Below are 20,504 nucleotides of genomic sequence, written 5' to 3'. Positions count from 1 at the left end.
GGTCCGCCAAGCCAGGGCTGCTGCCCGCGCTCGACGGCGTCTCCGGACTCTTTTTGGGCCGGTTCGCCCACGATGCGGCGAACTTCGGCAAAGTCCTCGACGAGGCACTGCCGAAAGCCCTCCAAGGAACGTAGCCGGAGGAACCGCGTAGCGCCAAGGTCAGCCCGCGACGGCGCCGCGCAGGGACAGAATCCGCTGCAGCTGCTGCTGTTCCTCCATCTGGTGAAGCCGGACATCGCGGCCACTCAGGATACGCTGCCGGATGAAGGCGAGCTGGGTGGCGGAGTGCAGGAACGCCTTCATCTGCGGCCGGCGGTTGTAGCCGGCAGCCCACTGCAGGGCAGTCCGCCTGCCGCGCGGTGTGGCCAACAGCTCCACCTCGGCGGGGCTGAACCAGCCGGCCGCGGAGTACTCCATCAGCCGTTGGCGCGTCAGCCGGTTTTCAGCGACGCGGAGCAGGATGATCCCCACAACGGCCAGCACAAAGATGGGCACCTGGATCAGGATGTACTCCGCCAGGAACCCCGCGCCCATGCTGTTCCACCGGTTGTGTAGCAGCATGGCCGGGATCAGTCCGATGACAAAGGCCAGCACCGAGGCCCCGGAGTGCCAGCGGCGGGCGGCGAAACCCATGATGAGTCCGGTGGTTCCAGTAAAGATGGCATGCGCGAACGGCGACATCACGCCGCGGAGCAGGAAGACCTGGGCCAGATCCGTACCCGGGCTGGCGGATTCGGCGATGGCCCGCCCAAAGTAGAGGATGTTTTCGGTGAACGCGAAACCGCCGGCGATGGTGAAGGCAAACACCACGCCGTCCACCGGCCCGTCGAAATGTTTGCGCGCCAGCAGCAGGATCAGCAGCAGGCCCAGGGACTTTGCGAACTCCTCCACCACGGGCGCCTGGACGGTGGCCATAAACGTCTGGAAGTCAGCCACGTCGCTGAACTGGAAGGTCAGGGCAAAGAACGGCTGGATCAGCAGCGTGACGGCGATGGACACGGCCGCGCCCCAAGTAAAAGCGAAAAACAGGAGCCGTTTGGGTTCCGGTTCCCACCTATCGATCAGGTAGACAGCCAGGAGCACTGCGGACAGCGGAATCAGTGACAGCACAAAACCCGCCAGGAACCCTCCCACGCCGGTGTTGGCCAGCAGGAACGGGACCACCAGGAACAGGCTCAGGAAGACGAGGGCGGCGCCTCCCACCGTGAGCGCCAGGAGGCCGGTGGACCGCCTGCCCGCGAGACTTGCCGGCGGAGGCCCCAGGGGCGGCAGGGGAGCTGCGTTGGTTCCGGGCGCCGGGCGGTAGTACTCCGGTTCAATCCGGCCCATCCAACTGGGGTTGGCCTGCCTGGGGAAGCGATCCGGTGGGCCGGCTGGCCCACCGGCCTGGCCGGAACCCGGCTGATGAGGGTGCATGGACATACTGGAAGCCTATGATGCCCCTGCCGATGTGGTAATTTTGAAACGCAAATGATCCTTTTTAATTCCGTCCCGTGAGGCGGGGAAAGGGGAGACGAGAGTTTGACTTCTGTCACAAACGCACCGGTTCCAGCCAGGGTTGTCCTCAACCAGGCGGACATCGACCGTGCACTCACTCGAATCGCCCACGAGATCCTTGAGGCCAACAAAGGGTCCCAGGACCTGGTCCTTCTGGGCATCCCGCGCCGCGGCTATCCGCTGGCCGTCCGCCTCGCACACAAGATTGCAGCCGCAGACCCCACCGTGGACGCCACCGCCATTGTCGGGCAGCTGGACGTCACCATGTTCCGCGATGACCTTTCCCACCAGCCCACCAGGCCGCCGTACCCCACCCAGCTCCCGCGCACGGGAATCGATAACAAGGTTGTGGTGCTCATTGATGATGTCCTGTACTCCGGGCGCACCATCCGTGCCGCCCTTGACGCCATCATCGACCTCGGCCGTCCGCGGATCGTCCGGCTCGCTGTGCTGATCGACCGCGGCCACCGTGAGCTGCCCATCAGGGCCGACCACGTGGGCAAGAACCTGCCTACTTCGTCCGCCGAGAAGGTCCGGGTCCGCCTCGAGGAAACCGACACTGCCGCCGACGGTTCCGTAGTCAACGAAGTGGTTATCGAGGGCGGCGCGTGAAACACCTCCTCTCCACTGAAGACCTCAGCCTGGCCAACGCCATCCGCATCCTCGACACCGCCGAAGAAATGGCTGCCGTTGGGGACCGCGAAGTCAAGAAGCTCCCGGCCCTCCGCGGCCGCACCGTGGTGAACCTCTTCTTCGAAGACTCAACCCGCACGCGGATCTCCTTCGAAGCGGCCGCCAAGAGGCTGTCCGCCGATGTCATTAACTTCGCCGCGAAAGGCTCATCCGTCTCCAAGGGCGAATCCCTGAAGGACACAGCCCAGACGCTGGCAGCCATGGGCGCGGACGCCGTCGTGATCCGCCACTGGGCCTCGGGCGCGCCGCACCGGCTCGCCGCGACGGACTGGATCGACGCCGCCGTCATCAATGCCGGCGACGGCACCCACGAACACCCCACGCAGGCCCTCCTGGACGCCTTCACCATGCGCCGGCACTGGTCACAGCTGGCGGGCTCCGCGTCCATCGGGGCAGACCTCAAAGGCATGCGCGTAGCCATCGCCGGGGACGTCCTGCACTCCCGCGTGGCCCGCTCCAACGTCTGGCTGCTCCGCACGCTCGGCGCCGAAGTCACCCTCGTGGCGCCACCCACCCTGCTGCCCATCGGCGTCGAACACTGGCCGTGCAAGGTCAGCTACAACATGGATGACACCCTGGCACAGGGTGTGGACGCCGTGATGATGCTGCGCGTGCAGGGCGAGCGGATGAACGCCTCGTTCTTCCCCTCCACCCGCGAATACTCGCGCCGCTGGGGCTTTGATGACAACCGGCTCCGGGCCCTGGACAGTCTGGGACTGAAGGACACCATCATCATGCATCCCGGACCCATGAACCGTGGCCTGGAGATTTCTTCGGCCGCCGCCGACTCGCCCCGTTCCACCGTGCTTGCACAGGTGCGCAATGGCGTCTCGGTCCGGATGGCCACCCTCTATCTGCTGCTCTCCGGGGATACCCGCGAACCAGCCGCCACAGCGGGCGCAGCCCACACCAATGCAGCGCGTTCAAACGCCGCCCATTCCACCAAGGAGAGCAACTGATGGCAGAGAACAACGGAACCTACCTGATCCGCGGTGCATCGATCCTGGGCACCGGGGCCGAGGACCTGCTCATCAGTGACGGCGTCATCGCCGCCCGGGGCGCAGCCGCTGCCACCCACAAAGACGCGAACGGCGCCACCGTGATCGAAGCCGCCGGCCTGGTGGCACTGCCCGGCATGGTGGACGTGCACACGCACCTGCGCGAACCCGGGCGCGAAGATGCCGAAACCGTAGAGACCGGCACCCGCGCCGCCGCCCTGGGCGGCTTCACTGCGGTCCACGCCATGGCCAACAGCAACCCGGTGGCGGATACCGCCGGTGTGGTGGAGCAGGTCCACAGCCTGGGCCGCGCGGCCGGCTGGGTGGACGTCCGCCCCGTCGGCGCCGTGACCGTCGGCCTTGCCGGAGAACAGCTCGCCGAGCTCGGCGCCATGGCCGATTCCCGCGCCCAGGTGCGCATGTTCTCCGACGACGGCCTCTGCGTCCACGATCCCGTGCTGATGCGCCGCGCCCTGGAGTACGTCAAAGCGTTCGACGGCGTGGTGGCCCAGCACGCGCAGGAACCCCGCCTTACCGCCGGGGCCCAGATGAACGAGGGCGCCGTCTCCGCCGTCCTGGGACTCACCGGCTGGCCGGCGGTCGCCGAGGAGAGCATCATCGCCCGTGACGTCCTGCTGGCGCAGCACGTGAACTCCCGCCTGCATGTATGCCATGTCTCCACCGCCGGCTCCGTGGAGATCATCCGCTGGGCCAAGGAACGCGGCATCAACGTCACCGCCGAAGTCACCCCGCACCACCTTCTGCTCACTGACGACCTGGTCCGCAGCTACAACCCCGTCTACAAGGTCAACCCGCCGCTGCGGACGGATGCAGATGTACAGGCACTGCGCGCCGGCCTGGCGGACGGCACCATCGACGTGGTGGGAACCGACCACGCCCCACACCCAAGCGAGCACAAGGAATGCGAGTGGGCGCAGGCTGCGATGGGCATGACCGGGCTGGAAACCGCTCTGTCCGTGGTCCAGCACAGCATGATCGAAACCGGCCTCATGACCTGGGCCGATTTCGCCCGCGTGACCTCCACCGCGGCGGCGCAGATCGGCCGAATGACGGACCAAGGCCGTCCCCTGGACGCCGGCGAACCCGCCAACATTGTTTTGGTGGACCCGGCTGCCCGTTGGACCGTTGACCCCGCCAAGATGGCAACCATGGGCCGCAACTCGCCCTTCGCCGGCCTGGAGCTGCCGGGCAAGGTGGTGGCCACCTTCTACAAGGGCCACCCCACCGTCCTGGACGGCAAACTCAACACGCCGTACCGGGAACCGTCCGCGGCAGGCGCCTCCTGATGGACACCAAACTACTCACCGGCCTCATCACGACGCTGCTCATCGCCGTCGTCCTGCTGATGATCTGGGCAGGCTGGCGTAACCGCCTCAGGCGGCAGGCCGACGTCGGCCGCTTGCCCGACGTACCCGAGGCGCCCGGGGTGCCGCTCGCCGGCGCCGACGGCCAGTACGTTGCGTCCACCACCGCCGGAGACTGGCTGGACCGGATCGCGGTACACAGCCTCGGCATCCGGACCAATGCCGTTCTCAGCGTGTACCCGCACGGCGTCCTGTTCGACAGAACCGGTGCGCCGGCGCTCTACATCCCGGCCGGAAGCCTCTCCGCCGTCCGGCAGGAAAGCGGAATGGCCGGCAAGTTCGTGGAAAAGGAGGGCCTCCTGGTCCTCACCTGGGACCTCGGAACGCACGAACTCGACACGGGCTTCCGGACCCGCCGGGCCGCCGACAAAGACACCCTCTATGACTCCCTTCAGAAATTGATCGCCGCAGCCCCCCAGGCAGATCCCCAGAGTGGAAAGTAAGACAGTGACAGAAACAGCGACAGCAAAAGCAGAGGCTGCGGCACCAGCAGCCCTTTCCACCACAGTTCCCACACCGGCGGTGCTGGTCCTCGAGGACGGCCGCACGTTCCGCGGCACCAGCTACGGCGCGCAGGGCACCGCCCTGGGCGAGGCCGTGTTCGCCACCGGCATGACCGGCTACCAGGAAACCATCACCGACCCCTCCTACGCCCGCCAGCTGGTGGTGCAGACGGCGCCGCACATCGGCAACACGGGAGTGAACAGCGAGGACGCCGAGTCCCGCCGCATCTGGGTGGCCGGCTACATCGTCCGCGACGCCGCCCGCCGCCCCTCCAACTGGCGCTCCGAACGCTCCCTGGACGAGGAACTCATCGAGCAGGGGATCGTTGGAATCCAGGGTGTGGACACCCGCGCCATCACCCGCCACCTGCGCGAGCACAAGACCATGCGCGCCGGGATCTTCTCGGGTGAGGCCGCCAAGGCCACGGACAAGGAACTCCTTGACTCGGTCCTGGCCAGCGCCCCGATGGAAGGCGCCCGCCTGGCCGAGGAAGTCAGCGTCAGCGAGGCTTACGTGGTGGACCCCCAGGACCACGGCTGGGATGGCGAGCCGCGCTTCAGCATCGCCGCGATCGACCTCGGCATCAAGGCCATGACCCCCATCCGGTTCGCCGAGCGCGGCGTCCGGGTCCATGTCCTGCCGGCAACCTCCACCCTCGAGGACGTCAAGGCCGTCAACCCGGACGGCTTCTTTATGTCCAACGGTCCCGGCGACCCCGCCACAGCCGACGCCCAGGTCAAGCTGCTGCGCTCCGTCCTGGACGAGAAGCTGCCGTACTTCGGCATCTGCTTCGGCAACCAGATCCTGGGACGCGCCCTGGGCTTCGGCACCTACAAGCTCCGCTACGGCCACCGCGGCATCAACCAGCCCGTCCTGGACCGCCGCACCGGCAAGGTGGAGATCACCTCGCAGAACCACGGCTTCGCCGTTGACGCACCGCTCGACGGCGCCACGCAGGCTCCCGAGGAGCGCTACGGCCGTGTCGAGGTCAGCCACATCAGCCTCAACGACGACGTCGTCGAAGGCCTCGCGTGCCTGGACATCCCCGCCTTCTCGGTGCAGTACCACCCGGAAGCCGCAGCCGGACCGCACGACGCCGCGTACCTGTTCGACCGTTTCATCGATCTGATGGCCGTCACCAAAACCGGCACCAAGAACACCACCGATTCCAAGACTGAGGACAAGAAGTAATGCCCAAGAGAACTGACCTTAAGAGCGTCCTGGTCATCGGTTCCGGCCCGATCGTCATCGGCCAGGCCGCGGAGTTCGACTACTCCGGCACCCAGGCACTGCGTGTCCTCAAGGAGGAGGGCCTCCGGGTCATCCTGGTGAACTCGAACCCGGCTACCATCATGACGGACCCCGAGTTCGCCGATGCCACCTACATCGAGCCCATCACCCCCGAGGTGGTGGAGAAGATCATCGCCAAGGAGCGCCCGGACGCGATCCTGCCCACCCTTGGCGGCCAGACCGCGCTGAACACGGCCATCGCGCTGGACAAGAACGGTGTGCTGGCAAAGTACAACGTGGAGCTCATCGGTGCGAACATCGCCGCCATCGAGCTGGGCGAGGACCGTGAAAAGTTCAAGGGCGTGGTGGAACGCTGCGGCGCCGAATCGGCCCGCAGCCACATCATCCACACCATTGACGAGGCCCTGACCGCGGCCGAGGACCTGGGCTACCCGATGGTGGTCCGGCCCTCCTTCACCATGGGTGGCCTCGGCTCCGGCCTGGCGTACAACGAAAATGACCTGCGCCGCATCGTCGGCCAGGGCCTGCAGTACAGCCCCACCAGCGAGGTGCTGCTCGAAGAGAGCATCCTCGGCTGGAAGGAATACGAGCTTGAGATGATGCGCGACAAAAACGACAACGTCGTGGTGGTCTGCTCCATCGAGAACTTCGACCCCGTGGGCGTGCACACCGGCGACTCCATCACCGTGGCACCGGCGCTGACCCTGACCGACCGCGAATACCAGCGCCTGCGCGACATCTCCATCGCCGTCATCCGTGAAGTGGGCGTGGACACCGGCGGCTGCAACATCCAGTTCGCCATCGAGCCGGACACCGGCCGGGTAGTGGTCATCGAGATGAACCCGCGCGTGTCCCGGTCCTCCGCCCTGGCGTCCAAGGCTACGGGCTTCGCCATCGCCAAGATCGCCACCAAGCTTTCCCTCGGCTACACGCTGGACGAGATCCCGAACGACATCACGCAGAAGACCCCGGCGTCCTTCGAACCCACCCTGGACTACGTGGTGGTCAAGGTTCCGCGCTTCGCCTTTGAGAAGTTCCCGGCTGCAGATGACACCCTCACCACCACCATGAAGTCCGTGGGCGAAGCGATGGCCATGGGCCGCAACTTCACTGAAGCGCTGCAGAAGGCCCTCCGCTCCCTGGAGCAGAAGGGCTCGCAGCTGGACTTCACCTCCGTCCCCGAATGGGAAGTCCCGGAGCTGATCGAGAAGGCCAAGCGGCCCACCACGGAACGCCTGCACCAGGTCCAGCGCGCCCTGCTCGGCGGCGCGACCGTGGAACAGCTGTTCGAAGCCACCAAGATCGACCCCTGGTACCTGGACCAGCTCCAGTTGCTCAACGAGATCTCCCACGAGATCCGCAAAGCCGGATCCCTGACCGTGGAGATGCTCAAGCGCGCCAAGCGCCACGGCTTCTCGGACGAGCAGATCGGTTCCCTTACGCACAACTCTGAAGCTGTGGTCCGCGGTGTCCGGCAGGCCCTCGGGATCCGCCCGGTCTACAAGACGGTGGATACCTGCGCCGCCGAGTTCGCCGCCTACACCCCGTACCACTACTCGTCATACGACGAGGAGGACGAGATTGCGCTGCACTCCAAGCCGTCCATCCTCATCCTCGGCTCCGGGCCCAACCGCATCGGCCAGGGCATCGAGTTCGACTACTCCTGCGTCCACGCCTCCATGGCGCTGCGCAAGGCCGGCTACGAGACCGTGATGGTCAACTGCAACCCGGAGACCGTCTCCACCGACTACGACGTCTCCACGCGCCTGTACTTCGAGCCGCTGACCCTTGAGGACGTCCTCGAGGTCATCGCTGCCGAGGAACGTACCGGCGGCGTGATGGGCGTCTTTGTGCAGCTCGGTGGCCAGACCCCGCTGAAGCTGGCACAGCAGCTGGCCGACGCCGGCGTCCCCATCCTGGGCACGTCCCCCGAAGCGATCGACCTCGCTGAGCACCGCGGCGAGTTCTCCCGCGTGCTCGACAACGCCGGGCTGATCGCCCCGAAGAACGGCACCGCGGTGTCCTTCGACGATGCCAAGAAGATCGCCGACGAGATCGGCTACCCCGTCCTGGTCCGCCCGTCCTACGTGCTCGGCGGACGCGGCATGGAAATCGTCTATGACGAGCCGAACCTCTCCCGGTACATCGCCAACGCCACGGAAATCACCCCGGACCACCCGGTGCTGATCGACCGCTTCCTGGAGGACGCCGTCGAAATCGACGTCGACGCGCTCTTCGACGGCACCGACATGTACCTGGGCGGCATTATGGAACACATCGAGGAGGCCGGCATCCACTCCGGCGACTCCGCGTGTGTCCTGCCTCCCATCACCCTGGGCAACAACGTGATCGAACGTGTCCGCACGGCAACCCGCGCCATCGCCGAGGGCGTGGGCGTCCGCGGCCTCATCAACATCCAGTTCGCGCTGGCCTCGGACGTTCTCTACGTGCTCGAAGCGAACCCGCGTGCATCCCGCACCGTGCCGTTCGTCTCCAAGGCCACGGGCGTCCAGATGGCCAAGGCCGCCGCGCTGATCGGCACGGGTGTGACCATCCACCAGCTCCGGACCGCCTACAAGATGCTGCCGGAAACCGGCGACGGCTCCACGCTGCCGCTCGACGCTCCCGTTTCGGTCAAGGAAGCCGTGCTTCCGTTCAGCCGCTTCCGTACCCCCGAAGGCAAGGTCGTGGACTCGCTGCTCGGCCCGGAGATGCGGTCCACCGGCGAAGTCATGGGCATCGACAAGCACTTCGACACCGCCTTCGCCAAGAGCCAGGCAGCCGCCAACAACGCCCTGCCCACTGAAGGCAAGATCTTCGTCTCCGTGGCCAACCGGGACAAGCGTGCGGTCATCATGGCCGTCAAGCGCCTCTCGGACCTCGGCTTTGAGATCGTCTCCACCGGTGGCACCGCCGACGTCCTGCGCCGCAACGGCATCCAGGCCAGCACGGTCCGCAAGGTCGCCGAGGGCAGCAGCGCCGAAGGTGAGGGCACCATCGCAGACCTCGTCATCGCCGGCGAGATCGACATGGTCTTCAACACCCCCTCCGGCGGGGAAGCCCGCAGCGACGGCTACGCCCTGCGTGCCGCCGCGACCTCCATCGGCATCCCCTGCATCACCACGGTGGCAGAGTTCAACGCCGCGGTGCAGGCCATCGAGGCCATGCGCACCTACGAGTGGTCAGTGACCAGCCTGCAGGAGCACGCAGCGGCCCTGGTGGCGTCCCAGAAGGCAGCCGCGGAGAACGCGGCAGCCGAGTCTGCGGTTTCACAGAATGCCTGAGGCCGGTTCAGCCTCTTCAGGCCCCGCCGGCCGGGAGTCTTTCGGCTCCCGGCTCGGGGCGGCCATGGCGTCCCGCGGGCCGCTGTGCGTGGGCATTGACCCGCACCCGGCACTCCTGAAGGAGTGGGGACTGGCCGACGACGCCGCTGGGCTGAGGCGGTTCTCGCTGACTGTCCTGGAGGCTGTCGGTTCCCTCGCTGCCGCGGTGAAGCCGCAGGTGGCGCTTTACGAGCGGCACGGCTCGGCCGGGATGGCAGTCCTTGAAGAGGTCCTGGCAGCGGCAGCGCAGGCACAGGTCCTCACCATTGCCGACGCCAAGCGGGGGGACATCGGCTCCACGATGGCTGCCTACGCGGACGCCTGGCTGCGGGACGGGTCGTCCCTGGCAGCCGACTCCGTGACCCTCAGCCCGTACCTGGGGTTTGAGTCGCTCCGCCCGGCCCTTGACCTGGCGGCGGACAACGGCCGTGGTGTATTTGTCCTGGCGCTGACCTCCAATCCGGAGGGGGCTTCCGTGCAGCATGTGGGCGGAGCCGACTCCGTGGCCCGGCGGATCGTCGAGGCGGCAGCGGCAGAGAACAGCCGTTATGCCGGCAGCCTGGGGTCCGTGGGACTCGTCGTCGGCGCCACCGTGGGGTCAGCGTTGACTGACCTGCACCTGGACCTGCCGGCGGTGCACGGACCGATCCTCGCCCCGGGACTGGGCGCCCAGGGGGCCACCCCTGCGGACCTCCGCAGGACCTTCGGGGCCGCGTACCCGCAGGTCCTGGGGACGTCCAGCCGGGATATCCTGGCTGCCGGTCCAGGGGTTCAGGGCCTCCGTAATGCTGCGTTGCGGACGCTTGTTGGGCTCCTCGGCGAATAGGTGCCTAATGGTGGCATCCATTGATTCACCGCCCGCCAAGGGGTAGGTTTCAGGACAAGTCCAATGGCGGTCGCCTTGGACTCAGCCGATGAATCCGGGGGTGTCCTCCATGAGCCTGCGACCCTTATCCGCTTCGGAACGCGCGGCCGCCCTGAACAAGGCGGCCGCCGCCCGGGCCGCCCGGGCGGCCGCGAAAGATCGCCTCAAGAACGGCAAGACGTCGGCCGCGGACCTCATTGACGCCGCCGCCGCGGACGACGCCTTGGCCCGGATGCGGGTGGTGGAGCTGTTGGAGGCCCTGCCTGGCATTGGAAAAGTCAGGGCTGCCGCCATTATGGAACAGCTGGGCATCGCTGCGTCCCGCCGGATCCGCGGCCTGGGCATTCACCAGCGCCAGGCGCTGGTAGATTTTATAGACGAGAAATAGGGCGTTCCTAGAGGCGCCCGAACCCAAACTCCGCCGCAAAGGAATACGTGAGCAAGAAACCGGGACTGACAGTCCTCGCTGGTCCGACGGCTGTTGGCAAAGGCACCGTGTCCACCTACATCCGGGATAACTACCCCGAAGTCTGGCTTTCCGTATCGGCCACCACCCGCGCTCCGCGGCCCGGTGAGCAGGATGGCGTCCACTACTTCTTCAAGTCCAAGGAAGAGTTCGAGTCGCTCATTGCGGCCGGCGAGTTCCTGGAGTGGGCAGTAGTCCACGGCCAAAACACCTACGGCACGCTGCGGAGTTCCGTGGACCAGGCCATCGCCGCTGGCAGGTCCGTCCTCCTGGAGATCGATCTCCAGGGTGCACGACAGGTCAAAGAGGCCGTTCCGGACGCCCAGTTTGTGTTCCTGGCACCGCCCACCTGGGAAGAAATGGTCCGCCGGCTGGTGGGTCGCGGCACGGAAACAGCGCAGGAACAGCAGCGCCGTCTGGAAACCGCTAAACTGGAACTTGCCGCTGAGCCGGAGTTCGACCACACCGTCATCAATGATGACGTTCGACGCGCAGCGGACGAGCTTGTTTCACTCATGGGGCTGACCCCGCACCCGCACTAGACGCAGGGTCGGATCGGCCCGTTAGAATTTGGAGAATTCGTGTCCACGAACCTTGAAGGCATCATCAACCCTCCGATCGACGAGCTGCTGAAGGCAGCTGATTCCAAGTACGGCCTGGTGATCTTCGGTGCCAAGCGTGCACGTCAGATCAACGCTTACTACGCCCAGCTGCACGAGGGCCTGTTCGAGTATGTCGGCCCGCTGGTCGACACCAAGCTGAACGAGAAGTCGCTGTCGATCGCCCTGCGCGAAATCAACGAAGGCAAGCTCGTTTCCACGCCGATCGTAGCCGCAGAGTAACTTCAGACTGCCTGTTGACGGAGGTCACGTGCGCATAGTCCTCGGAGTCGGGGGAGGGATTGCGGCCTACAAGGTCGCATCGCTCCTCCGGCTTTTTACTGAAGCCGGCCACAATGTCACGGTGATTCCCACCGAAGCGGCTACCCGCTTTGTGGGTGTCGCCACGTGGGAGGCCCTGTCCGGGAACCCGGTCAGCAACAGCGTCTTCGACGACGTGTACCAGGTCAACCACGTCAGGCTCGGCCATGAGGCGGACCTGATCGTGGTGGCACCTGCGACGGCGGACCTGCTGGCGCGCGCTGCCACCGGACAAGCCAATGACCTCCTCACCAACACGCTGCTGATGGCCAGCGGCCCGGTGCTTTTCGCCCCCGCCATGCACACAGAAATGTGGCAGCACGCCGCCACCCGCGCCAACGTTGAAACGCTGCGAAGCAGGGGAGTGGCGGTCCTTGAACCGGCCAGCGGCCGGCTCACCGGCACGGACTCCGGTCCCGGCCGCCTGCCTGAGCCCGAAGCCATCTTCGACGCCGCCATGGCGCTTGCCCAAGGTCAGTCCGATTACCAGCTTCCGCTGGCCGGCCGGACCGTCACCGTCAGCGCCGGCGGAACCCGGGAACCGCTGGACCCTGTCCGTTTCCTGGGCAACCGGTCCTCCGGAAAGCAAGGCGTGGCGCTGGCTGTTGCTGCCCGCAATGCCGGAGCAACGGTGCGGCTGGTCGCCGCCCATATGGAGGTCCCGACGCCGGCCGGCGTCGACGTGGTGACCGTTGAGACTGCCCTGGAGTTGCGCGAGGCGATGCTGGCAGCCGCGGCGGATTCCGACGTCGTGATTATGGCGGCGGCCGTGGCGGACTTCCGCCCCGCGGAGATCTCCGGCACCAAGATCAAAAAACGTGATGACACCGCTGACCCCGTCATTTCCCTGGTCCGGAACCCGGACATCCTGCAGGAACTGGTTGAGCTCCGGGACCATGCCACTGAAAAACAGGCCACCCGCCGCAGCCAGCTGATTGTGGGCTTCGCGGCCGAAACCGGTGACGGCCAAGGCGATGTCCTCTCCTACGCGGAGGCAAAGCTCAAGCGCAAGGGCTGCGATCTCCTGGTGGTCAATCATGTGGGAGCGGACAAGGTCTTTGGCCAGGACAGCAACTCGGTAGTCATCCTTGCCCGCTCGGGCGCCGAACCACAACTGGCTGCCGGATCCAAAACAGAGGTTTCGGTCGCCGTCATTACGCGGGTCGGCTATGAGCTGAACCACGTTTCGCCACGCGCCTGACCGAAAGCCAAGCAGCGTTTCCTTAGCACGGGGACACATGCCGCCGGACGTCCGATTCCCAACCAGTAAGGTAGTTGAGTGACTTTACCGCTGCACATTCCCCACACCCACGGGGCCACGCCCTCCGCCCTCCGGCTCTTCACGTCCGAGTCGGTCACTGAAGGCCACCCGGACAAGATCTGCGACCAGATCAGTGACGCCATCCTGGATGCACTGCTCGCCGCGGATCCCGAGTCCCGCGTCGCCGTCGAGACCATGGCCACCACCGGCCTGGTCCATGTTGCCGGTGAGGTCACCACCGACGCCTACGTCGAAATCCCGCAGATCGTCCGGGAAACCATCCTCGGCATCGGCTACGACTCCTCAGCCAACGGCTTTGACGGCGCCCGCTGCGGCGTGTCCGTCTCCATCGGCCAGCAGTCCAACGACATCGCCGGCGGTGTGTTCAACTCCCTCGAAGCCCGCGAGGGACGCCAGGAGGACGACTACGATCTCCAGGGCGCCGGCGACCAGGGCCTCATGTTCGGCTACGCCAGCGACGAGACCCCCTCATACATGCCGGTCCCGATCTGGATCGCGCACCGCCTGTCCGAACGCCTCACCGAAGTGCGCAAATCCGGCGAGCTCTCCTACCTCCGCCCCGACGGCAAGACCCAGGTCACCATCGGCTACGACAAGGACGTGCCGGTTTCGGTGGAAACCGTGGTCATCTCCAGCCAGCACGCCGAAGGAACCAGCCTGGACCGTCTGCGCGCGGACCTCGCCTCCTTTGTGATTGAGCCCGTGTTGGCTGCAGCCAACCTGGACATCTCCCGGGCTGCCAACATCCTGAACCCGGCCGGCGAGTTTGTCATCGGCGGGCCAGTCGGTGACGCCGGCCTGACCGGACGCAAGATCATTGTGGACACCTACGGCGGCATGGCCCGCCACGGCGGCGGCGCTTTCTCGGGCAAGGACCCCTCCAAGGTGGACCGTTCCGCTGCCTACGCGATGCGCTGGGTTGCCAAGAACGTCGTGGCGGCCGGCCTGGCAAAGCGTGCCGAGATCCAGATTGCCTACGCCATCGGCCAGGCCCGTCCGGTGGGCACGTACGTGGAAACCTTCGGCACGGAGACGGTGGATCCGGCACGGATCAGCGCAGCTATCGCGGAGATCTTTGACCTCCGCCCGCGTGCCATCATCGATGCCCTGGACCTCAAGCGTCCCATCTATGCAAAGACCGCCGCGCACGGACACTTCGGCCGTGACGATCCCGACTTCACCTGGGAGCGCCTGGACCGTGTGGAGGACCTGAAGGCCTTCTTCAACGCGTAGGCCACTCCGCCATGGCCTCTGATGAGTCTGTCCCTCCCGGCACTGTCCAGTTGTCGCTGCTGCAGGGCTTCCCGGCGAAGGCCAGGCCGTCCGGCCCCCCGCTGGCCGCGCACCTTCCGGTGGCCAGGGTCCTCGTGGAGACGCCGCTGCCGCATCTGGACCGGCCCTTCGACTACAGCGTGCCGGCCGAACTGGACGAGGCCGCACAGGCCGGCGTCCGGGTCAAGGTCAGCTTCAACGGCCAGGACCTGTCCGGGTTCATCATTGAGCGGACCGCAGAATCCGACGCCGGCCACACCCTGGTGCCCCTGCAGAAAGTGATCTCTCCGGTCGTTGTCCTGACGCCGCCTGTCCGGGATTTGGTGTCCGCCGTCGCGGCCCGGTATGCGGGCACGGTCAGTGACGTCCTTCGCGTCGCGGTGCCTCCGCGTATGGCGAGGCTCGAGAAGGAGTTCCTCACGGCCCGCGCAGCGGAGCCTGCACCTCCGGATCCGCTCGCCGACGTTCACGCCGACGTCGCGGCCGTTACTGGCCCGGACGTCACTACCGGGACGGAGACCGACTGGGCCGGGTACCGTAACGGCCCGGCATTTGTCCGCCACCTGCGGGACGGCGGATCTCCACGGGCGGTCTTCAATCCACTCCAGGGATTCGGCCCGGCAGCATGGCCGCACCTGCTGGCAACGGCCGTGGCAGCAGTCCGTGCCTCCGGCCGCGGCGCCGTGGTTGTGCTGCCGGACTACCGGGACCTGGACCAGCTGGAAAAGGCGCTCCTGGCGGTGCTGCCCGCCCATGATATCGCCCGGCTGACGGCCGATGACGGGCCCACCCCCCGCTACCGGAATTTCCTGCGCCTCCTGGCCGGGTCCGCACGCGTAGCCATCGGCACGCGTTCTGCAGCATTTGCTCCGGTTCGGGATCTGGGTCTTGTTGCCTGCTGGGATGACGGCGATGACCTCCACATCGAACAGCGTGCCCCGTACGCCCATAGCCGCGACGTGCTGTTGCTGCGAGCGGACCAGGAAGGCACCGCCTGCCTGATGGCGGGTCATTCCAGGAGCACGGAACTCCAGCGGCTGGTGGAGGCCGGCTGGGCCATGCCCGTTGAAGCCGATCGGGCGTTCGCACGACGGACTGTGCCCCGGGTGCTCAACACGGCGGACAGCTTCGAACAGGAACGCGACCCCCTCGCCCTGGTTGCACGGCTTCCCGGTGCCGCGTGGCGCGCCGCCAAGGACGGACTGGAACGTGGGCCCGTCCTAGTGCAGGTGGCCCGCGCTGGCTACGCCCCGTCGCTCGTCTGTGAGACCTGCCGCGAACCTGCCCGGTGCCAGGCCTGCCAGGGCCCCCTTGCCCTGGCGGGAACCAGCGGCAACTCTGCGGTCCCGCAGTGCCGCTGGTGTTCCACGCCGGCACCCGAGTGGCAGTGTGCCCACTGCGCGGGGCATAAGCTCCGCAAGGGCGCCACCGGAGTCCTGCGGACAGCCGAAGAGCTGGGCCGGGCATTCCCCGGAAAAGCTGTCATTACGTCTTCGGGCGGCAACATCAAAGCCGGCGTTGGCAGCGCCAAAGCCCTGGTGGTGGCCACCGTCGGGGCCGAGCCCGTAGCGGAGGGCGGTTACGCTGCGGCCCTGCTCCTAGACGGCGACTCCCTGCTGCGCCGGGAGAACCTCCGCGCCGGGGAAGACACTGTACGCCGCTGGTTCAACGCCGCAGCTTTGGTGCGCCCGGCGTCCGACGGCGGACTGGTGGTCATCACCGCGACGGAAAGCGTAGCTGTTGGCGCGTTGCTGCGGTGGGACCCGGCCGGGTACGCCCGGCGTGAGCTCGAACTCCGGATGGAACTTCAGCTCCCGCCGGCGGTCAGGATTGCCTCGATCACCGGCCCCCGGGCCGCCGTCGTACATTTTTCCGGGACCGTCGAGAAGGAGCTGGCCACCTCCGGCGTGGCGCTGCGGACTGCAGGTCCGGCCCCGCTGGTACTCACCGGTCCCGCAGCCGCCGCGGGGGCCGGGGACGACGCCCGCACCCTGCTGTTCTTTGCGTACGGGCAGGCAGCCACGGTCACCCGCGTGCTGCGTGCAACAAAGGCTGCGGCCGCCGCCAAGAGGAGCACGGAACGGGTCCAGGTCAGGCTGGACGGAGTGGACGTCCTTTAGCGGACTCTCGCGGCGTCAGCTACCGGCCGCGCCGCGCCATGATGTCGTGGGCCACGTCCACCAATTGCTGGGCGGATTCGTCCCAGCTGAACTCCTGGGCACGCGCCACGGAACGGCGGGACACCTGCTGCCAGTGGGCGTCGTCGCGGAGTTTCTGCACTGCCGCGGCGAAGTCTGCCGGGGAGGCGGGATCAACGTAGGTTGCCGCGTCGCCGCCCACCTCGCGGAAAATCGGGATGTCGCTGGCAATGACCGGCGTGCCAAGGGCCATGGCCTCCACCAGCGGAAGGCCGTATCCTTCGGCGCGGGAGAGGCTCACCAGTGCGGTGGCGCGCTTGAGCAGGAGGGCATATTCGTCATCAGTGACACCGTTGTGGAAGACCACTTTGGCACCCGGCGGCACCATGATCTCCAGCTCGGCCCGGCGTTCCGCGGTGATCCTGCTCAGCAGGTGCAGCGTGAAATCAGGCAGCTCAGACATTCCGGCCACCATCGTTTCGACATTTTTGTAGGGCATAAACGAGCCCATGTACACCAGCGAATGGTCCGCCCCGGCGGCAGGATCGCGCGGTTCCTGCGCGGGCTGCGGGGCGTTGCTGATGATCCGCACCGGCCTATGGGTGAGCCGGTACTTGGCCATCAGCGCTTCCGTGGTCCGGCTGATCGTGGCCACGGTGTCCGCGCGGTTGAGGAGGACGCGCTGCGGCCAGAACGCCTTGTGGTAGAGGCGCCACAGGACACGGACCGGTGCCGGCAGGAATCCCGGGGGAGCGGGGTGCTCGTAGTAAATAAGGTCGTGCAGGGTCAGGACCAGGCCGTACTTGCGCCCCCAGCTGCCCATGGTCTGCATGGGGCACACCACAACGTCGGCCCCCAGCGGGTTGATCCTGCGGGCCACGAACAGCTCCAACAGGGACAGCGGACTGTTGATTAACGTGTACGGAACATCCGGGAGCAGCGCCAGTTGACGCGTGTCGCTGATGAGCATGGAAACGTCGGCAACCTTCGCGGTGGCGGCGATGAGGCTGGCCCCGTAACGGCTGATGCCGTCGTGGTGGTCGGTCCGGGTGAATCGTGCATCGATGACAATCTTCACGCGGGGTGGTCCTTAAGGAAGCTGCGGATGAAGCGGGCGGCTAGGCCGGGCGTTTCGTAGTGGATCAGGTGGCCGACGCCGGGAATGACTTTGAGGACACCGTCGGGGAGGAGCGCGGCCAGGCGGTGCTGGTCGGGCAGGGTGGCAATCTCGTCCTTTTCGCCGGCGACCAGCAGCACGGGCAGGTCCAGCTTCCCGGCAACCTCTGCCACATGGCCGCTGACCGACGCCGTGAACGATTCGAGGAGACTCTCCCGGTTCGCGAACGCACTGAAGTAGGCATGGTGCTGGCCGTGGATGAAACGGCGCAGCTCTTTGTTAGACGTCTTGGCCATGGCCTCGCTCATGACCCTGACAATCAGCGGACTGCGCAGCAGTGCCAGTCCCAGCGGGCGGGGGAGCCGGGCCGCCAGCCGGTAGTAGAGAACGGCCAGCTTGGTCATGATCCCCTTGGGGCCTTCCAGCGCGGGCGCGGCTATGGGATTGATCAGGATCAGCGGTGTGACGGTGCCCGGGTGGGTCGCGACAAAATGGGAGGCGACGATCGAGCCGAAGGAGTGCCCCAGCAGCACAGTGTCCGGACCAAGGCCCAGCGCCGCCATAAACGCGGCGACAAATGTGCCGTACTGTTCCACTGAATGTTTCCCGGAGGCGAACGCGGCGGAGCTGCCGAACCCTGGCAGGTCCGGCATGATGATGCGCATTTCCGGCAACTGGTCTGCCACCCGGAGCAGGCCGTGGTGATCACCGCGGAAGCCGTGGATGACCAGGATGGTGCGGGTATCAGGTGTCGCCTGGACGGGTTCGTAGGTCCAGTACGCCACGGCCCTGCCGTTGATTACTATGTCGGCGACCCTGGTGCGGGCCGCCAGCCCGGCGCTGAAGAAGGAGGGCACGGGGGATGGCTGTTGATCGGCGGTTTTCATGACCCTCGGTCCTAGTTGACGTTGTCGGGGTGGGAACCGGTGCGCTGCCCGCGGTCAAGCTCAGCCAAGGCTGCCATGTCGCGGTCTGAAAGTTCAAAGCCGAAGACGTCCAGGTTTTCCCTGATCCGGGACTCGGAGCTTGCCTTCGGGATGGCGATGTTCCGCAGCTGGATATGCCACCGAAGAATGATCTGGGCCGCTGTCCGGCCGTGTTCGGCCGCCAGGGCCAGGACCACGGGATCCGACAGCACGTGTCCGCGCCCCAGGGGGCTCCAGGCTTCGGTCCGGATGCCCAGGGTGTGGTGCTTCTCCCTGAGCTCCGCCTGCTGAAGCCACGGGTGCAGCTCAATCTGGTTCACGGCGGGCACCACTTCGGCACTCTCGAGCAGGCGGTCCAGGTGCGCCGGCTGGAAGTTGCAGACACCGATGGCCCGGACCTTCCCTTCGCGGTACAGCGTTTCGAGGGCGCGGTACGTGTCGGTGAACAGATCCCGCTTGGCGCAGGGCCAGTGGATCAGGTACAGGTCCACGTAGTCCAGGCCGAGGTTGACCATGGAGGTATCGAAGGCGCGCAGGGTCGGGTCGTACCCCTGGTCATCGTTCCACACCTTCGTGGTGACAAATACGTCCTCGCGCCGCAGGCCAGGCGAGGATTCCCCGGAGCCGCCGCTTCTGCCTTCGGAATCCATGGCGGGGCCGAGTCCGCGCGCCACGCCGGTTTCGTTGCCGTACATGGCTGCCGTATCAAAGTGGCGGTATCCGGTGCCCAGGGCCGTGGCCACCAGGCCGGAGGCTTCTGCTGCCGGAACTTTGTACAGCCCGAATCCCAACTGGTCGATCAGCACACCGTTGTTGAGGCTGAGCCGGGGTGAGGTTTTCATAGCATTGACTTTACCCATTGGGCCAGGCGACACCGCCAAACCCCACCAGTCGGCGCGCGGTGGCTTCATCCACGATCAGGTCGGTGGCGAGGCCGGCGGACAGGGCGCCCCGCAGGCCATTGATCTTCGATGCCCCGGAGACCACGCAGATCCGGCGCCGGACCTGGCGCAGTTGGGAAAGCGCCGGACCCGTGGAGCGTTCGTTCAGGACGATGCCGTCAGAGGATCCGTCACGCCGGAAAAAGACCGTGGCGACGTCACCCACAACATCAGAATGGGCAAGCACCTTGAGGTCGCTTTCGTCGAGGTAGCCACCCGCGTAGACGTGGCTGGGGTAGTCGGCGTGCACGGATCCAACGCCGAAGATGGCGATGCTCATCCGGGCCTGCAGGTCCAGGATGCGTTGCACGCTGCGCTCATTCCACATGGCGGTTTTGGTGGCTGCATGGTCAAAGAATGCGGGAACAGGGAACTGCTCCACGCGGGCGCCGTAGGCACTTCCGAAGCGGCGCATGATGTCACTCGCGTACGTGATGCCGGTGGTGTGCATGTTGCCGGCACCGTTCAGCTGGACCACCACGGTATCGTGCGTGATCTTGCGGGTGAGGTGCCTGCTGACGGCGCTGAGCGTTGATCCCCACGCGACGCCGATAATCGCATTGGAATCCACCAGGGGGCCGATGGTGCGTGCCGCCTGAATGGCCACCCGGTCCAGGGTTTCCGCTTCGTTCAGGGACTCCACTACCGGAACCACGTGCACGTCAACGCTGTACTCGCGCCGGATCATGCTTTCGAGTTCGGGGCCGGTATCCAGCGGGTTGCGGATCTGGATCTGGACCAGACCCGTGTCCCTGGCGGCCGAAAGAAGCCTGGAAACGGTGGACCGGGACGTCCGCAGTTCCCGGGCTATCGCGTCCATGGTCAGGTCCTGAAGGTAATACATCTGTGCAGCCCTGAGCGCATCTGAGTTCCGGGAGGGCGTCATTCGGACTCCATTCTGCACGTTTGTGCATAGTGCTTGACTC

The 20,504-nt window shown here is 66.4% G+C and carries 18 protein-coding genes and 1 pseudogene; 14 read left to right on the top strand and 5 right to left on the bottom strand.

All coding sequences use genetic code 11. The features are described 5' to 3' along the window. Nucleotides 1-134: pseudogene (locus AC50YA_RS15745) on the top strand (triosephosphate isomerase); the annotation flags it as partial. 25 nt (nucleotides 135-159) lie between these two features. Here the strand turns inward: AC50YA_RS15745 and AC50YA_RS15740 are convergent. Further along, nucleotides 160-1,422 carry a PrsW family intramembrane metalloprotease gene (locus tag AC50YA_RS15740; protein WP_494983185.1) on the bottom strand — a complete coding sequence of 421 codons (1,263 nt, stop codon included), beginning with the start codon at nucleotides 1,420-1,422 and terminating at the stop codon, nucleotides 160-162. Nucleotides 1,423-1,521: 99 nt separating this feature from the next. Between AC50YA_RS15740 and pyrR the strand changes: the two genes are divergently transcribed. From pyrR to AC50YA_RS15675, 13 genes are all read left to right on the top strand, one after another. After that, the gene (pyrR, locus tag AC50YA_RS15735; RefSeq protein WP_459308566.1) at nucleotides 1,522-2,109 is read left to right on the top strand and encodes a bifunctional pyr operon transcriptional regulator/uracil phosphoribosyltransferase PyrR; all 588 of its coding nucleotides are present in this window, start codon (nucleotides 1,522-1,524) and stop codon (nucleotides 2,107-2,109) included. Then, nucleotides 2,106-3,149 carry an aspartate carbamoyltransferase catalytic subunit gene (locus AC50YA_RS15730; protein ID WP_494983184.1) on the top strand — a complete coding sequence of 348 codons (1,044 nt, stop codon included), beginning with the start codon at nucleotides 2,106-2,108 and terminating at the stop codon, nucleotides 3,147-3,149. Before pyrR ends, AC50YA_RS15730 begins: the two co-directional genes overlap by 4 nt. Further along, on the top strand, nucleotides 3,149-4,495 hold the full coding sequence (locus AC50YA_RS15725) for a dihydroorotase (protein WP_494983183.1): 1,347 nt from the start codon (nucleotides 3,149-3,151) through the stop codon (nucleotides 4,493-4,495). Before AC50YA_RS15730 ends, AC50YA_RS15725 begins: the two co-directional genes overlap by 1 nt. Continuing rightward, nucleotides 4,495-5,016: a PH-like domain-containing protein gene (locus AC50YA_RS15720; protein WP_494983182.1), complete on the top strand. Its 522-nt coding sequence runs from the start codon at nucleotides 4,495-4,497 to the stop codon at nucleotides 5,014-5,016. The genes AC50YA_RS15725 and AC50YA_RS15720 overlap by 1 nt, the downstream gene beginning before the upstream one ends. Further along, entirely contained in the window at nucleotides 4,997-6,268 is a 1,272-nt protein-coding gene (gene carA, locus AC50YA_RS15715) for a glutamine-hydrolyzing carbamoyl-phosphate synthase small subunit (RefSeq protein WP_494983187.1), read from the top strand. Before AC50YA_RS15720 ends, carA begins: the two co-directional genes overlap by 20 nt. Further along, a complete protein-coding gene (gene carB, locus AC50YA_RS15710) occupies nucleotides 6,268-9,612 on the top strand; it encodes a carbamoyl-phosphate synthase large subunit (protein ID WP_494983181.1) in 3,345 nt (1,114 codons plus the stop codon). Before carA ends, carB begins: the two co-directional genes overlap by 1 nt. Next, nucleotides 9,605-10,477, top strand: a complete 873-nt coding sequence (pyrF, locus tag AC50YA_RS15705; protein ID WP_494983180.1) for an orotidine-5'-phosphate decarboxylase — start codon at nucleotides 9,605-9,607, stop codon at nucleotides 10,475-10,477. The genes carB and pyrF overlap by 8 nt, the downstream gene beginning before the upstream one ends. A gap of 109 nt (nucleotides 10,478-10,586) precedes the next feature. Further along, nucleotides 10,587-10,904 carry an integration host factor, actinobacterial type gene (gene mihF / locus AC50YA_RS15700; RefSeq protein WP_494983179.1) on the top strand — a complete coding sequence of 106 codons (318 nt, stop codon included), beginning with the start codon at nucleotides 10,587-10,589 and terminating at the stop codon, nucleotides 10,902-10,904. A gap of 47 nt (nucleotides 10,905-10,951) precedes the next feature. Next, complete coding sequence (gmk, locus tag AC50YA_RS15695) at nucleotides 10,952-11,524, top strand: guanylate kinase (RefSeq protein ID WP_494983178.1); 573 nt, start codon at nucleotides 10,952-10,954, stop codon at nucleotides 11,522-11,524. A 39-nt stretch (nucleotides 11,525-11,563) separates the two neighbouring features. After that, the gene (gene rpoZ / locus AC50YA_RS15690; RefSeq protein ID WP_185260634.1) at nucleotides 11,564-11,824 is read left to right on the top strand and encodes a DNA-directed RNA polymerase subunit omega; all 261 of its coding nucleotides are present in this window, start codon (nucleotides 11,564-11,566) and stop codon (nucleotides 11,822-11,824) included. 28 nt (nucleotides 11,825-11,852) lie between these two features. Continuing rightward, nucleotides 11,853-13,103, top strand: a complete 1,251-nt coding sequence (gene coaBC, locus AC50YA_RS15685; protein WP_494983177.1) for a bifunctional phosphopantothenoylcysteine decarboxylase/phosphopantothenate--cysteine ligase CoaBC — start codon at nucleotides 11,853-11,855, stop codon at nucleotides 13,101-13,103. 78 nt (nucleotides 13,104-13,181) lie between these two features. Then, on the top strand, nucleotides 13,182-14,417 hold the full coding sequence (gene metK / locus AC50YA_RS15680; protein ID WP_494983176.1) for a methionine adenosyltransferase: 1,236 nt from the start codon (nucleotides 13,182-13,184) through the stop codon (nucleotides 14,415-14,417). An 11-nt stretch (nucleotides 14,418-14,428) separates the two neighbouring features. After that, nucleotides 14,429-16,576, top strand: a complete 2,148-nt coding sequence (locus AC50YA_RS15675) for a primosomal protein N' (RefSeq protein WP_494983175.1) — start codon at nucleotides 14,429-14,431, stop codon at nucleotides 16,574-16,576. Nucleotides 16,577-16,595: 19 nt separating this feature from the next. Here AC50YA_RS15675 and AC50YA_RS15670 read toward each other — a convergent pair whose 3' ends face one another. From AC50YA_RS15670 to AC50YA_RS15655, 4 genes are read right to left on the bottom strand one after another with little or no spacing between them, the layout of a single operon-like run. Continuing rightward, nucleotides 16,596-17,672, bottom strand: coding sequence for a glycosyltransferase family 4 protein (locus AC50YA_RS15670; protein ID WP_494983174.1), 1,077 nt, complete (start codon nucleotides 17,670-17,672; stop codon nucleotides 16,596-16,598). Then, the gene (locus AC50YA_RS15665) at nucleotides 17,669-18,598 is read right to left on the bottom strand and encodes an alpha/beta fold hydrolase (protein WP_494983173.1); all 930 of its coding nucleotides are present in this window, start codon (nucleotides 18,596-18,598) and stop codon (nucleotides 17,669-17,671) included. Before AC50YA_RS15665 ends, AC50YA_RS15670 begins: the two co-directional genes overlap by 4 nt. 11 nt (nucleotides 18,599-18,609) lie before the next feature. Further along, a complete protein-coding gene (locus AC50YA_RS15660) occupies nucleotides 18,610-19,479 on the bottom strand; it encodes an aldo/keto reductase (RefSeq protein ID WP_494983172.1) in 870 nt (289 codons plus the stop codon). A gap of 10 nt (nucleotides 19,480-19,489) precedes the next feature. Further along, nucleotides 19,490-20,464: a sugar-binding transcriptional regulator gene (locus tag AC50YA_RS15655; RefSeq protein WP_494983171.1), complete on the bottom strand. Its 975-nt coding sequence runs from the start codon at nucleotides 20,462-20,464 to the stop codon at nucleotides 19,490-19,492. Nucleotides 20,465-20,504: the final 40 nt, after the last annotated feature.

The organism is Pseudarthrobacter sp. RHLT3-21 (genome assembly GCF_059383495.1).
This window is presented reverse-complemented; position numbering and strand designations above follow the sequence as displayed.

Coding starts and splice junctions, on each gene's coding strand:
- AC50YA_RS15655 (WP_494983171.1), bottom strand. CDS start 20,464: ATGACGCCCTCCCGGAACTCAGATGCGCTCAGGGCTGCACAGATGTAT.
- mihF (WP_494983179.1), top strand. CDS start 10,587: ATGAGCCTGCGACCCTTATCCGCTTCGGAACGCGCGGCCGCCCTGAAC.
- AC50YA_RS15665 (WP_494983173.1), bottom strand. CDS start 18,598: ATGAAAACCGCCGATCAACAGCCATCCCCCGTGCCCTCCTTCTTCAGC.
- AC50YA_RS15740 (WP_494983185.1), bottom strand. CDS start 1,422: ATGTCCATGCACCCTCATCAGCCGGGTTCCGGCCAGGCCGGTGGGCCA.
- AC50YA_RS15675 (WP_494983175.1), top strand. CDS start 14,429: ATGGCCTCTGATGAGTCTGTCCCTCCCGGCACTGTCCAGTTGTCGCTG.
- AC50YA_RS15660 (WP_494983172.1), bottom strand. CDS start 19,479: ATGAAAACCTCACCCCGGCTCAGCCTCAACAACGGTGTGCTGATCGAC.
- AC50YA_RS15725 (WP_494983183.1), top strand. CDS start 3,149: ATGGCAGAGAACAACGGAACCTACCTGATCCGCGGTGCATCGATCCTG.
- carB (WP_494983181.1), top strand. CDS start 6,268: ATGCCCAAGAGAACTGACCTTAAGAGCGTCCTGGTCATCGGTTCCGGC.
- AC50YA_RS15720 (WP_494983182.1), top strand. CDS start 4,495: ATGGACACCAAACTACTCACCGGCCTCATCACGACGCTGCTCATCGCC.
- pyrF (WP_494983180.1), top strand. CDS start 9,605: ATGCCTGAGGCCGGTTCAGCCTCTTCAGGCCCCGCCGGCCGGGAGTCT.